The sequence below is a fragment of the Gordonia sp. G4 genome (assembly GCF_057770005.1).
This window is the reverse complement of the sequence record NZ_CM173442.1, coordinates 4772248-4788091: the sequence shown is the minus strand read 5'-3', so window position 1 is coordinate 4788091 and position 15844 is coordinate 4772248. Positions and strand designations below refer to the sequence as shown.

General features: G+C 69.3%; 1 protein-coding gene (cut by a window edge). It reads left to right on the top strand.

Features of this window, described 5'->3' with window-relative positions:
- Positions 1–15844, top strand: partial view of a non-ribosomal peptide synthase/polyketide synthase gene (locus tag AC3B5T_RS21695; RefSeq protein ID WP_488357902.1) — the 3' portion only. 10643 nt of this gene lie to the left of the window's left edge; only the last 15844 of its 26487 coding nucleotides appear in the window; the start codon falls outside the window, past its left edge; its stop codon occupies positions 15842–15844.

Sequence of the window (15844 nt, the reverse complement as noted above, 5' to 3'; positions counted from 1 at the left end):
CGACCATCCCGCGGTCACCGAACCGGACTTCCGCGGCGCCGATCTGACCGATGTGAGCGTGGCCGACGCTGCGGCGCGGATCGCGGAGATCGCCGCCGAGGACCTGCGCCGCCCGTTCGCACTGGACACCCCGCCGTTGCTCCGGTTCTCGGCGGTGTCCCACGACACGGTGACCGGCCCGGCTCTCACGCTGGTGATCACGGCCCACCACATCATCCTGGACGGCTGGTCGGGTCCGGTCCTCGTCGCCGACCTGCTCGCGGCACATCTCGGCCGGCCCGCGATCACCCCCGCCCGCGACTTCGAGTCCTACCTCGCATGGCTCGAGAGTCGCGACCGGACGACCGCGCTGGACGCGTGGCGCGAGCATCTCGCCGACGTCGGCCCGACGCTGGTCTGTCCACAGGTGCACCCCCGCGGTGATCGCGAACCCCGCCGCCACGAGGTGACCGTCCGGGTCACGGCGGACCGGCGGACGGCACTGGAACGGACGGTGCGCCGGCTGGGCACGACGACGAGCACGGTGCTGCACGCGGCGTGGTCGATCGTGCTGTCCCGCTTCACCGGCGAGGAGCGAGTCGTCTTCGGTGAGACTGTGTCGGGGCGGCCCGCCGACCTCGACGGTGCCGACAGCATGATCGGCCTGTTCATCAACACGGTGCCGGTGGTCGCCGACGTCGACCCGCGTCAGACGCTGGCCGGGCTCATCGGTGAACTGCACCGCGCCCGGGCGCGGATGCTGGACCACCAGTTCGTCGGGCTCGGGGACATCACCGCGGTCACCGGACACTCGAGGCTCTTCGACACCCTCGTGGTCTTCGAGTCGTATCCCGTGGACGTGGACACGGTGGTGGAGGGGTCGCGGACCTCGGGTCTGGAGATCCGCGACGTGAGCACGACTGATGCCACGCATTATCCGTTGGCACTCATCGCCGCGCCGGAGGGGGACGACCTCTGTCTCACGGTCAAGGCCGATCTGGCCGTCGTCGGTGACGGGATCGCCGAGGTGATCGCGGCCACGCTGACGGATGTCCTGGACGCGGTAACCGATGATCCGGCGCTGCCGACCGCCGCGCTCGATCCGATGCCGGCCGCCATGCGCTCGACGGTCGAGGGTTGGTCGCGTGGTGTTGGGGTGGGGTTGGGGTGGTCGGGTCGTTCGGTGGGGTCGGTGGTTGCTGAGCGGGTGGGGTTGTCGGTGGGTGCGGTGGCGGTGCGGGTGGGTGAGCGGGTGGTGTCGTATGGGGAGTTCGGTGGGTTGGTGGGGGGTGTGGCGCGGGAGTTGTCGGGGTTGGGTGTGGGTGTGGATTCGGCTGTGGGTGTGGTGATGTCGCGGTCGTTGGAGTTGTTGGTGGCGGTGCATGCGGTGGTGGCTGTGGGTGGTCGGTATGTGCCGGTGGAGGTGGATGCGCCTGCGGAGCGGGTGGGGTTCATGTTGTCGACGGCTGGTGTGGGTGTGGTGGTGGTGCGGGCGGGTGATCAGGCGTTTGGTGATGTGGCTTCTGTTGGTGTTGGTGGGGTGTCGGGTGTGCGGCGTGTGGTGGTGGATTGTGGTGAGGGGGTGGGTCTTTCGGTTGATGGTGTGGTGGTTGGTGGTGTGTCGGGTGTGGTGGGGGCTGGGTTGTTGGGTGGGGTGGTGTCGGGTGTGGGGGAGGTGCCTGGTGGTGCGGGTGTGTACACGTTGTTCACGTCTGGGTCGACGGGGCGGCCGAAGGGTGTGACGGTGTCGCAGGCTGCGGTGGTGAATCGGTTGGGGTGGATGCAGTCGTTGTTCGGGTTGGAGCAGCGGGATGTGGTGTTGTGGAAGACGCCGGTGTCGTTTGATGTGTCGGTGTGGGAGTTGTTTTGGCCGTTGATGGTTGGTGCTTCGGTGGTGGTGGCTGAGCCTGGTGGTCATCGGGATCCGTGGTATGTGGCGTCGGTGGTGGAGCGGTGTGGTGTGTCGGTGTGTCATTTTGTGCCGTCGATGTTGTCGGTGTTTGTGGAGGCGCTGGGGGAGTCGGCGCAGCAGCAGGGTTCGGTGGGGTTGGGGTCGTTGCGTCAGGTGTTTTGTTCGGGTGAGGCGTTGGGTGTGGGTGCGGTGGAGGGGTTGCGGGGGTTGGTGCCGTCGGTGCGGGTGGTGAATTTGTATGGGCCGACTGAGGCTGCGGTGGATGTGACGTCGTATGTGGTCTCGGGTGGTGAGGTGGTGGTGCCGATTGGTCGGGCGGTGCCGAATGTGTCGGTGTGGGTGTTGGATTCGCGGTTGCGGCCGGTGCCGGTGGGTGTGGTGGGTGAGTTGTATCTGGGTGGTGTGCAGGTGGCGCGGGGGTATGCGTCGCGGGCGGGTTTGACTGCGGAGCGGTTTGTGGCGGATCCGTTTGGTGGGGTGGGTGTGCGGTTGTATCGGACGGGTGATCGGGTGCGGTGGAGTGGTGTGGGGGAGTTGGAGTATGTGGGTCGTGTTGATTTTCAGGTGAAGTTGCGGGGGCAGCGGATCGAGTTGGGGGAGATCGAAACCGTCCTCGCAGGTGCCGACGACGTCGTCGCCGCGGCGGTGGTGGTGCGCGACGACCGGCTGGTCGCCTACATCGCCGGTCCGGACGAGTCCGCGGTTCCCGGGGTACGCGAGCATGCGGCCCGGCGACTCGCGTCGTACATGGTGCCCGACACCGTCGTCGTGCTGGATGCGTTGCCGTTGAACACCGCGGGCAAGGTCGACCGCAAGGCGCTGCCCGCGCCGGATGTCGTCTCCGCCGCCCGGGTCGAACCCGACACCGACACCGAACTCGCCATCCAGACCATCGTCGCCGAGGTGCTCGGCCGCGATGAGGACGCCGCAGCAGTCTCGGTCACCGACAGTTTCTTCCAGATCGGCGGGCACTCGCTGTCCGCGACTCGCGTCGCCGCGCGCATCACGCACGCTTTCGGTGTCCGCTTCGGCGTGCGCGAACTGTTCGACGCGCCGACGGTGCGGTCGATGGCCGCGTACGTCGATGCGGAACGCCGCCACTCCGGTGTCGACACCTCCGGCGGGACAACGGAACTCGGGTCCATGCCACGTCCCGCGCGTCCTCCGTTGTCGACCGCGCAGCAGCGGATGTGGTTCATCAACCAATTCGACCCGACGTCATCGGCCTACAACATTCCATTCGCGCTGCGCCTGCGTGGCCGTGTCGATGTGGTCGCCCTCCGGACGGCGCTCGCCGATGTCATCGAGCGTCACGAGGTCCTTCGGACGCGGTACCCGCAGAGTGCCGACGGCCGGCCGTGGCAGGACATCACGCCGATGTCGGAGATCACCGTCGATCAGTGGTGGCGCAACGCGGGCGTGGACACCTTGCCCGCGGAACCGTTCGACGTCACCCGTGACCTGCCGATCCGGGCGGGGATCACCGACGTCGACCCAGGCGAGAGTGGTCCCGACGACCAGATGCTGGTCGTCGTCGTACACCACATCGCCGCCGACGGTGAGTCCCTGGTGCCGCTCGTCGACGATTTCCTGCACGCCTATCGATCTCGGGTCGCCGGCGTCGCGCCCGCCCGCCCTCCGCTGTCCGTGCAGTACGCCGATGTCGCGCTGTGGCAGCAGCGGGCCCTGGGCTCGGTCGACGATCCGGACTCCGAACTCGGCAGGCAGGCCCGCTGGTGGCGGGCTCGGCTCGCCGACCTGCCCGAGGTCCTCGAACTGCCGGCCGACCGTCCACGGCCGCCGGTGGCATCCCATCGTGGTGCGTCGGTCGCGTTCGACCTACCCGACGACCTGGCGCCGAGGATCGAGGCCTTCGCCCGGAGCCACGGCGTGACCGCGTTCATGGTGTTGCACGCATCGGTCGCCGTCGTGCTCTCCCGGTTGTCGGGAACCTCGGACATCGCGGTGGGTTCGCCGGTCGCCGGACGTGGCCGCGCCGAACTCGACGCCCTGATCGGGATGTTCGTCAACACCCTGGTGCTGCGCACCTCCGTCGATCCCGCCGCGACCTTCGGTGAGATGGTCCGGCTGGTGCGGGACACCGATCTCGACGCGTTCGCCGCGGCGGACGTGCCCTTCGAGTACCTCGTCGAGGCGCTCGCACCCACTCGCAGCGAGGCGTTCGCGCCGCTGACACAGGTGTTGCTGACTCTCGAACAGACGTCCGTGGGGGAGTTGTCGGCACCGGGTCTGACGATCACGCCCGTCGATGCCGGTCCGCCCGCGGCCCGATTCGACCTGATGATCGGGATGAGTGCCGAGCGAGACTCCGGTGGCGCCCTCGCATCGCTGGCCGGCCGGATCGTCTACGCGACCGATCTGTTCGACGCGCGCACGGCACGACGCGTCGCCGCCAGGATCGTCGACGTTCTCGACGCAGGCCTCGCCGATCCGGACGTGATCGTCGGCGACATCGACCTCGTCGACGCGGACGAGCGCGCCGCCATCGAGGGTTGGTCGCGTGGTGTTGGGGTGGGGTTGGGGTGGTCGGGTCGTTCGGTGGGGTCGGTGGTTGCTGAGCGGGTGGGGTTGTCGGTGGGTGCGGTGGCGGTGCGGGTGGGTGAGCGGGTGGTGTCTTATGGGGAGTTCGGTGGGTTGGTGGGGGGTGTGGCGCGGGAGTTGTCGGGGTTGGGTGTGGGTGTGGATTCGGCTGTGGGTGTGGTGATGTCGCGGTCGTTGGAGTTGTTGGTGGCGGTGCATGCGGTGGTGGCTGTGGGTGGTCGGTATGTGCCGGTGGAGGTGGATGCGCCTGCGGAGCGGGTGGGGTTCATGTTGTCGACGGCTGGTGTGGGTGTGGTGGTGGTGCGGGCGGGTGATCAGGCGTTTGGTGATGTGGCTTCTGTTGGTGTTGGTGGGGTGTCGGGTGTGCGGCGTGTGGTGGTGGATTGTGGTGAGGGGGTGGGTCTTTCGGTTGATGGTGTGGTGGTTGGTGGTGTGTCGGGTGTGGTGGGGGCTGGGTTGTTGGGTGGGGTGGTGTCGGGTGTGGGGGAGGTGCCTGGTGGTGCGGGTGTGTACACGTTGTTCACGTCTGGGTCGACGGGGCGGCCGAAGGGTGTGACGGTGTCGCAGGCTGCGGTGGTGAATCGGTTGGGGTGGATGCAGTCGTTGTTCGGGTTGGAGCAGCGGGATGTGGTGTTGTGGAAGACGCCGGTGTCGTTTGATGTGTCGGTGTGGGAGTTGTTTTGGCCGTTGATGGTTGGTGCTTCGGTGGTGGTGGCTGAGCCTGGTGGTCATCGGGATCCGTGGTATGTGGCGTCGGTGGTGGAGCGGTGTGGTGTGTCGGTGTGTCATTTTGTGCCGTCGATGTTGTCGGTGTTTGTGGAGGCGCTGGGGGAGTCGGCGCAGCAGCAGGGTTCGGTGGGGTTGGGGTCGTTGCGTCAGGTGTTTTGTTCGGGTGAGGCGTTGGGTGTGGGTGCGGTGGAGGGGTTGCGGGGGTTGGTGCCGTCGGTGCGGGTGGTGAATTTGTATGGGCCGACTGAGGCTGCGGTGGATGTGACGTCGTATGTGGTCTCGGGTGGTGAGGTGGTGGTGCCGATTGGTCGGGCGGTACCGAATGTGTCGGTGTGGGTGTTGGATTCGCGGTTGCGGCCGGTGCCGGTGGGTGTGGTGGGTGAGTTGTATCTGGGTGGTGTGCAGGTGGCGCGGGGGTATGCGTCGCGGGCGGGTTTGACTGCGGAGCGGTTTGTGGCGGATCCGTTTGGTGGGGTGGGTGTGCGGTTGTATCGGACGGGTGATCGGGTGCGGTGGAGTGGTGTGGGGGAGTTGGAGTATGTGGGTCGTGTTGATTTTCAGGTGAAGTTGCGGGGGCAGCGGGTCGAGTTGGGGGAGATCGAAACCGTCCTCGCAGGTGCGCCGGGTGTCGCCCAGGTGGTCGTCTCGGTCATGGCGCTCCCCGCGGGAGAGCAACTCGTCGCTCATGTCACCGGAACCGATGTCGACGTCGAGGTGCTGCGTGCGACGGCTGAACGATTGCCTGCGTACATGCGGCCCGCGTCCTGGGTCGTGCTGGACGCGTTGCCGTTGAACACCGCGGGCAAGGTCGACCGCAAGGCGCTGCCCGCGCCGGACGTCGTCTCCGCCGCACGGGTCGAACCCGACACCGACACCGAAGTGGCGATTGCCGGTGTCTTCGCCGACGTGCTCGGACTGTCGGGCTCGGAGTCGATCTCGGTGACCGACACCTTCTTCGACCTCGGCGGCAACTCGCTGGCCGCCACTCGGCTGGCGGCACGCGTCTCCCGGATGCTCGGCGTCACGGTGCGGGTCCGGGACGTCTTCGACGCCCCGACGGTTCGCGACCTCGCGCGCCGAGTCGACGCTCCCGGCTCCGGTACTGCGACACCGGGTCTGCGCCGCTCGTCGGTGTCCCGTCCGTCCGACTCACCGCGTCCGTCCGTGCTGCCGCTGTCGAGTGCGCAACGCCGGATGTGGTTCATCAATCAGTACGAGCCGGAAGTCGCGTCGTACATCATCCCGTTCGCCTTCCGCATTCGCGGCCAGGTCGACGTCGAGCACCTACGTCGTGCACTCGCCGACGTGGTCGCACGCCACGAGATCCTGCGGACCACCTACCCGATCGGCCGCGACGGGCGCCCGGAACAGCTGATCCGCGAGGTCGATCCGGGGTCGCCTGCATTCGACGGAGATGTATTCGACTGGTCAACTGTGGATTCTGAATCCGAAGCACTCGCCGTGGCCGCCGAACCGTACGATCTGACGCGCGACCTGCCCGTGCGTGCCCGAGCACATGTCGAGCCCGGAACGGGTGCGCTGCTGGTCATCAGCATCCACCACATCGCGGCCGACGGCGAGTCGGGTCGAGCGCTGTCACGCGACCTGCTCATCGCGTACGAGGCGCGACGCGACGGTCGGACCCCGGACTGGTTGCCGCTGCCGATCCAGTACGCCGATCACGTCGTGCGCACGGCCGGACGCGTGGACGAGCAGGACGAGCACCGGCACTGGTGGGTCCGGCAGCTCACCGGTGCGCCGGTTCTTCTCGATGTGCCCACCACATATCCTCGTCCGGCCACGCCGACCATGCGAGGTGCCGCGGTCGAGTTCGTCATCCCGGGACGAGTGGCGCAAGGCGTGGACGCACTCGCACGGCACTGCGACGCCACCGCATTCATGGTGCTGCACGCGGCACTGGCCGCGGTACTGGGCCGGCTGGCGGGGACCCGCGACGTCGTCATCGGGACCGCCGCGGCGGGCCGGGACGGCGACACCGACGACCTGATCGGCATGTTCGTCAACACCGTTGCGTTGCGGACCCCGATCGTGCCCGCACAGGCATTCGCCGACCTTCTGCGGGTGGTGCGCGAGGTCGATCTCGACGCCCTCGATCATGCCGACGTGCCGTTCGACGACGTCGTCGACGAACTCGGCGTGGTCCGCGCTGCCCCTCACGCACCGCTGGTCCAGGTTCTGCTCACCACCTCCGAACTCGCCGTTCCCGTCACACCCGACGGTCGATTCGCCGGACTCGAGATCGAACCCGTTTCGGTCGAGGACAATTCGGCGAAACTGGACCTCACTCTGGGTGTCCTCACCGACCCGGCGCAGGGGGCTCCCTGGCGCGGTTCACTCACCTACGCGACGGACCTCTACGACGAATCCGACGCCCGCCGTCTCGTCGATCGCTTCGTCGGCGTGCTGGCGGCCGCGGTCGGCGACAGCACGTGCCCGGTCGGTGACCTCGACGTGCTGACCGGGGATGAGGAGATGGTCCCCCTCGTGTCCGGCATTCCCGATCCCGATCCGACGCTCCTCGCCGACCTGCTCATCGGCGCGACGCGGACGCGTCCGGCGCACCCGGCCGTCGTCGATGGCGAGGAGATCTGGAGCTACGCCGAACTCGACACGGCGAGTTCACATCTCGCGTATGACCTGGTCGAGCGCGGCATCGGCCCGGAGGACGTGGTGGCGTGCGCGTTTCCGCGGTCGGCGACCGCGCAACTCGCGTTGTGGGCCGTGGCCAAGACCGGTGCGGTGTATTGCCCGATCGATCCCCGGTATCCGGCGGAACGCATCGCTCGCGTCCTCGCCGCCGCGGACGCCGCGCTGATCCTGACCGATGGGACCGTGGACGGACTCACCACCGACGTGGCCGCGACGTCGTCGGCGCCGTTGCTGCTCACCCCGGACCTCGTCCGCGACCTGCGACGGCGACCGGTCGTCGACCCCCCTCGTCCCCTCCGACCGATGACCGCCGATTCCGGCGCCTACATGATCTTCACCTCCGGGTCGACCGGAACTCCCAAGGGAGTGCTGGTGACGCACCGAGGACTCGCGGGCGTCGCCGCGGTGCTGCGCGACCGGCACCGGTCCGGGCCGCAGGCGCGCTGGCTGGGTATCAGCTCGCCGGCCTTCGATGCCGCCATTCTCGAGGTTCTCGGAACCTATGGCAGCGCCGCAACGCTCGTCGTCGTACCTCCCGACGTCGTCGGCGGTCGTGACCTCGCCGATTTCGTCACGGCGAACAATGCCACCCATGCCTTCCTGGTGACCTCGGTGGCGGCGTCATTGCCGGACCCCGCCCGTCTGCCCATGACCGACGTACTCGTCGGCGGCGAGGCCGTCCCCGACACCGAGAAGAACCGGTGGGCCCCGCACGTGGGGTTCCACAACGGCTACGGACCGACAGAGACCACGATCATCAGCGTCACCTCGCCCCCGATCGGGACCGACGAGCCGGTCCATCTCGGCAGCCCGGTCCCCGGTGCGAGCGCGGTCGTCCTGGACGAGCGGCTGCACCCGGTACCGCCGGAGGTCGTCGGGGAGCTGTACCTCGCCGGACCCGAACTCGCGCGCGGCTATAACGCAAGGCCGGCGATGACGGCCGAGCGCTTCGTCGCCGCGCCGTTCGGTGAGCCGGGGACGCGGATGTACCGAACCGGAGATCTCGTGCGCCGGTCCCGTGACGGCGCACTGACGTACGTCGGCCGGTCCGACTTCCAGGTCAAACTGCGCGGCCAGAGGCTCGAACTCGGTGAGATCGAGTCGGTCCTGAGCGCGCACCCGGAGGTGCGGACGGCCGCGGTCGTCGGCGTCGGGAACCCGGTGGCCTCGCTGGCCGGCTATGTCGAACCGGTCGATCCCGGGGGCGGACCGGACCAGGCGCGACAGATGACCGCCGCGCTCCGGGAGCATCTGGCGGCCCACCTCCCGCCGCACATGATCCCGGCCGCGCTCGCGGTCCTCGACACCATGCCGCGCAGCCCGATCGGGAAGATCGACCGTGCGCGCCTCCCGGCCATCGAGCCGACGAGTGCCGACGCCGAGCGCGTTCCGCCCTCGACCCACACCGAGCGGGTACTCGCCGCCATCGTCGGTGACGTCCTCGGCGTCGACGAGGCGGCGTCGGACGGCTCGTCCGGCACCGGGGTTTCGGTGACCGCGGATTTCTTCGCCATCGGCGGCAACTCGTTGTCGGCCACCCGCGTCAGTGCCCGCGCCGGCGACGCCTTCGGGGTCCGCGTGGGTGTGCGCGACATCTTCGAGGCGCCCACGGTCCGTCGGCTGGCGCGTCGCATCGACGCCGCCTACGACGACGCATCGCGCCCGCCGCCGTTGCGCCGGGCCGATCCGCGGCCGGCGTTCATCCCGTTGTCGTATGCGCAGCAGCGCATCTGGTTCCTCAACCGGCTCGACCCGGGATCGGGTGCCTACACCATCCCGCTGCTCGCCCGTCTTCGCGGCCGACTCGATCGGGACGCCCTGCGCGACGCCGTAATCGACCTGATCGCCCGCCACGAGGTCCTGCGAACGATCTTCCCGGCGCAGGGTGGCGAGCCCCGCCAGCACATCCTGCCGGTCGACGAGGCCCGTGCCCGCCTGCGGTGGGAGACCGTCGAGGTGTCAGGGGATCTCGCCGATCCGGACGAGCTCGTCGGGGACGTGACCTTCGACGTCACCACCGAACTCCCGCTGCGGGTCCGACTCGTCGCGGTCGGCCGCGATGGGATGCAACCCGACGAGCACATCCTGGTCGTCGTGCTGCATCACATCGCCGCCGACGGCGAGTCGATGCGCCCGCTCGTCGCCGACCTGTGGAGTGCGTATCTGGCACGCGCCGAAGGAAGGGCGCCGGAACCCGGCGCCGGGAGCGGAGCGAGCGGGCCGAATACCATCGCCGCGGCACCGCTGATCCAGTTCGCCGATCACGCTCTGTGGCAACGGGACACGCTCGGCGACATCGACTCGGCGGAGTCCGTTCTGGGTCGCCAGGTCAGCTACTGGACGAACCGACTCGCCGGAGTTCCCGACCTGCTCCCGCTGCCGACGGACCGGCCGCGACCGCCGGTGGCGTCGCAGCGCGGGGGCCGCGTGACCGCGAACATCCCGGTTGAGCTGACGGGGCGCATCGCGGCCACGGCCCGCGCACACGGCGCCACCGAGTTCATGGTGGTCCACGCGGCACTGTCGATCATGCTGGCGCGGCTGTCGGCGACCCGCGACATCGTGATCAGCACACCGGTCGCCGGTCGCGGGCACGCACAGCTCGACGATCTCGTCGGCATGTTCGTCAACACCGTGGTACTGCGTACCGACGTGGACCCGCGGACACCGATCGGAGAGTTTCTCGAGCGGGTGCGCGTCGACGACGTCAACGCGCTCGCGCGTGCCGACGTGCCCTTCGAGTACTTGGTGGACCGCCTCTCCCCGGTCCGGTCGGAGGCGTTCGCCCCGATCAGCCAGGTGATGCTGTCGGTCCTGCATGACCGGGAGGATCCTGACCGGGCCGACGCTGACCGGGACGGCACCACCCCGCGGGTGCCGGTCGTCAGATCCGGCGCGGTGGGGTCGGACGTACTCGTCCTCGAACCGATCGAAGCAACCACCGGCACCACCCAACTCGACCTGACAGTGGCGGTGACGATCCGTCCCGGACGCCCGTGGGCGGTGGAGATCGTCTACGCCACCGACTTGTTCGACGAACCGACCGCGCGCACCGCGATCATCCGGCTGACCAGGATCCTCGAGGCGATCGTCGGGGAAGGTGACCTGCCCGTCGGCGCGATCGACCTGACCGACGGGGCCGAGCGTGCGCGGATCGCCGGGCTGGTGGCGGGACCGGACCTGCCGGTGCCGTGGTCGACGATCACCGATGCGTTCGTGGCCGCCGCGCGCCGCTCACCGGAGTCGACGGCCCTCGTGGCAGGCGAGCGGACGGTGACCTACCGCGAGTTCCTCGACCGGGTCACCCGGCTCGCCGAGACCCTGACCACCCGCGGGGTGGGGCCGGATGTGGCGGTGGGCGTGTGCATCCCGCGCTCGGTCGAACTCGTCCTGGCGATCCATGCCGTCATCATGGCGGGCGGCAGCTACGTCAGCATCGACCCGTCGACACCCACCGACCGGGTCGCGGCCATGGTCGACGCCGCGTCGATCGCGATGATCCTGACGGTCGACGTCCGACCGCCCGCGCTCTCCGCACTGTCCACGCCGACGCTCGTGGTCGACGGAAGCGCGCCGCAGGCGGCGATCTCCGGTCCACGACCGGAACTGCGCCGGCCTCGTCCGAGCAACGCCCTCTACACCTTGTTCACGTCCGGATCGACGGGAACGCCCAAGGGCGTCACCGTCAGTCACGGTGCCGTACTCAACCGGCTGACGTGGATGTCGGTTCGTTCCCCGCTGCGTCCCGACGACGCGGTCATGCTCAAGACACCGGTCACCTTCGACGTGTCCGTCCCCGAGCTGTTCGAGGCGCTGATGGCCGGCGCCCGCCTGGTCATCGTCGAGGACGGTCGGCATGTCGACCCGGCCCACGTCCTCGCCGAGATCGAGCGGCACCGGGTCACGTCCGTCCACTTCGTGCCGTCGATGATGGCGGCGTTCGTCGAGTACATCGGTGACCATCCGCAGCGGCGGGAGGCACTGTCGTCGCTGCGGCGGATCAACGCCTCGGGTGAGGCCCTGCCTGCCGCCGTAGCGGAGGCGATGACCGCACTGGCACCGCAGGCCGACCTCGACAACCTCTACGGTCCGACCGAGGCAGCAGTCGAGGTGACGGCGTATCGCTTCGCTCCCGGTGATGTGCTCGTGCCGATCGGCCGGCCCAACGCGAACACCACGACGTGGGTGCTCGACGACATGCTGCGTCCGGCGCCGGTCGGGGTGGTCGGCGAGCTGTACGTCGGCGGGGACCAGCTGGCGCGCGGGTACGCGGGTCGACCCGATCTCACCGCCGAGCGCTTCGTGGCCGACCCCACCGGGGTGGTGGGAGGGCGGCTCTACCGGACCGGTGACCTGGTGCGCTGGAACGTCTCCGGCGCGCTCGAGTATCTCGGCCGGGCGGACTTCCAGGTGAAGCTGCGCGGGCAGCGAATCGAACTGGGCGAGATCGAGACCGTCCTGGCTCGCGCCGACGGTGTGACGCACGCGGCCGTCACCGTCCGGAGCGGTCCGGCGGGCGATGCGCTGGTCGGATATCTCGCCGGCAGCGTCGACCTCGACGCGATCCGTGAGCACCTCCGACAATCGTTGCCGCAGTACATGCGTCCGGCCCAGTGGGTGATCCTCGATTCGGTCCCGCTCACGGCGACCGGCAAACTCGACCGTCGAGCACTGCCCGCACCGGGCGGCGAGCTGACCGGGATGGAGCCGCCTGCCGACGCCGCCGAACGAGCGGTCGCCCTCGTCTTCGCCGAGGTGCTCGGACTCGACGAGGTGTCGGTGACGGTGCCGTTCTTCGATCTCGGTGGCAACTCGCTGGCCGCGATGCGGGTCGTGGCCCGGATCGGCGAGCAACTCGGTGTCGACCTCGATGTCCGCGACCTCTTCCGCACCCCGACGGTCCGCGAGCTCGCGCGGATCCTGATGCGACGTCGGGTCGCCGAGCATCCGCTCGTCGCGCGCCCCCGTCCGCAGCGCATCCCGTTGTCGTATGCGCAGCAACGCCTCTGGTTCATCAACCAGTTCGACGTGACCTCTCCGATGTACAACATGCCCGTCGCCTTCGACATCCGCGGATTCCTCGATGTCGGTGCGCTGCGCGCGGCGGTCGTGGCCGTGATGACCCGACACGAACCGCTGCGGACCGTCTACCCGCTGGGCGAGGACGGGGTACCCACACAGCACATCCTCGATCCGGCGACGGCTGCGGACGAACTGCGCTTCGACTCGGCCGGCACGCCAGAGGAAGCGATGGCGTTGTGCGCGGAGGGATTCGACGTGTCGACGCAGTTGCCGCTGCGCGTCGCGATCGCCACGTCACGACCGGAGGCGTCGAGCGGTACGCCGCCGACGCATCGGGTGGTGCTGGTCCTCCATCACATCGCCGGCGATGCGGCGTCCCTGGCGATCCTGGCCGGGGAAGTGCTCGGCGGATACCGCCACGACGCGACGATCGACGTGCCGGAGATCGCGTACGCCGATCACGCTCTCTGGCAACGCGACGTGCTCGGGGACATCGACGATCCGACTTCGCCCATGTCCGTGCAGTATTCGTACTGGGCCGAGACGCTCGCCGGCGTCCCGGCCGCGCTGGAGATACCCGGTGACCGTCCGCGTCCGCCGGTCGCCGATCCCACCGGCGGCCGGCTGTCTCTCGAACTCGGCGAGCGACGCAGTGCGGCAGTGGCATCGACTGCACGAGCCCACGGGATGACGCCGTTCATGGTCTGTCACGCCGCGTTCGTCGCCGCACTCGCGCGCGTGGCCGACGTGGACGATGTCAGCGTCGGCGCCGCCGTGTCGGGGCGCGGCCACGCGGCCACGGCAGGGCTGATCGGGATGTTCGTCAACACGGTGGTGCTACGGACCGAACTGCGGGTCGCGGACACGGTCGGGGACCTTCTCCGTCGGGTACGCGACACCGACCTCGCGGCGTTCGCGCACGCCGACATCCCCTTCGAGACACTGGTCGAGCATCTCGCGCCGGTTCGTTCCACGGCTCACGCGCCGCTCGTCCAGGTCATGCTCAACTACATCGCCGAGTCGTCGGGGGGACCGGCCGTACCGGGACCCGGTCGTGGCCCGGTGATCGGTGTGGACTCCCACCCGTTGATCGTGGACGGTCTCGAAGTGGTGGCTGTCGAACCGGGGCCGCCGCCGGCGAAGGTCGATCTCACCCTCGGTCTCGCGGAGCGACCCGTCGGCGCCGGTTCCGGTGTCGAGCTGGTCGGCGAGATCGATTATGCCGCGGCGCTGTTCGACGTCGAGACGGTGATGACGATCCGGGACGTCTTCCTGCACATGCTCGATGCCGTCACCGGTGACGTCGACGCCGTCGTCGACGAGGTCGACGTGTCCGGTGCCGGGGATGGGGTGTCGGCGATCGTCGACTCCGCCGGCCGGGCCGTGCCCCCGCGGGTGCCGGGGGAGCTGTACGAGCGCGCGGAGGACGGTGCGCTGATCCCGACGGGAGTGCGGGCGCGGTGGGTGGACGCACCGGGGTCACGACCCGAGATCGTGGGGCCGATCGCGCGCCATCCCCGGATCGACGGGCGACGAGTGGATCTGGATGTGGTGGAGGAGGCGTTGGCCGCGGTGACAGGCGTGACCGCGGCGGCCGCTGTCGGTCTGCCGACCGATGACGGCGTCGAGGTGGGCGCCTGCGTCGTACTCGACCGTGACGACCTCGATGTTCCCGGGCTCCGCCGCGAACTGTCGCAGACTCTGGCAGCCCATTGCGTGCCGACGATGATCAGCATCGTCGAGAGCATTCCGCTCGGGACCGACGGCCGGCCCGACCACGGCGAGGTCGCCGCACGGATGACCGCCGACGGTGGCGTGCGGAACGGCACCGAGGACACGGCGCCGACGGGTCGTTGGGAGGTGACCGTCGCGGAAGCCATGACGGAGATCACCGGACAGGCGGTGACGAGCGCGGGCCAGGGATTCTTCGACGCGGGTGGGACGTCGTTGTCGGCGGTGCGGTTGGTGTCGCTGCTGCGTCGTCGAACCGGTGTGCCCGTCGAAGTCGCCTGGATCTTCGCCGGACCCACGCCGCGCGATCTGGGCGCGCGACTCGCCGCGTACGTCGTGCAGGAGGACCCGGGCGCCACGGACGTCCCGCGGGGCGAGGTGGTCGTTCCGCTACGTGCGGAGGGCAGCCGCGCGCCGGTCTTCTGTGTTCACCCGGCCGATGGGTTGGCGTGGCTCTTCGCCGGCTTGACCCCGTATCTCGACGATCGGCCGGTTTTCGGTCTGCAAGACCCCTTCGTCGTGGCCGGCGACACGGCCGACGCGTCGATCAGTGACCTCGGCGCACGGTATGTGACCGAGATCCGACGGATCGTCCCGCACGGCCCCTACCACCTCGTCGGCTGGTCCATCGGTGGGCTGATCGCCCAGGAGATGGCAGCCGAACTACGTTCGCAGGGTGCCGAAGTCGGTGTCCTCGCCCTCCTCGACAGCTATCCCGCCACCGGTGACGACCTCGAGATCGACGACGAGACGGCGCATTCCGGGGTGTCCACCCAGGACGCGCCGGCCGGCGCCGCGAACGCGAGAACAGCGGACACACGGACCACGGTCGCGGACCTGCTCGGCGGGTGGCAGGCCGTCATCGACATCGACACGGTCACCGCGGCGGACGATCCGGCCGTGATCGCCGCGGCGATCCGCGAGCGGGTCACCGGACTGGGCCTGCTCGACGGCGTTGCCTTCGATCGCATGCTGCAGCGGATGGCGACGTCGGCCGAGCGCACCGTCGACCACCGGCCGCGTGCCTACGACGGCGACGCGATGCTCGTCATCGCTGCCGCCGGTGAAGCCGACCCGGACATGACGGCCGAGCGCTGGGCACCGTTCCTCCGTGGGCGGGTCACCCGCGTCGATGTCGATGCCGATCACCTCGGGATCGTCGGCAGCGATGCGCTGCGGGAGATCGGACCGCGGATCGACGCGGCGATCGCGGAGGCAGAGGTTACGACTCCTGCGTGA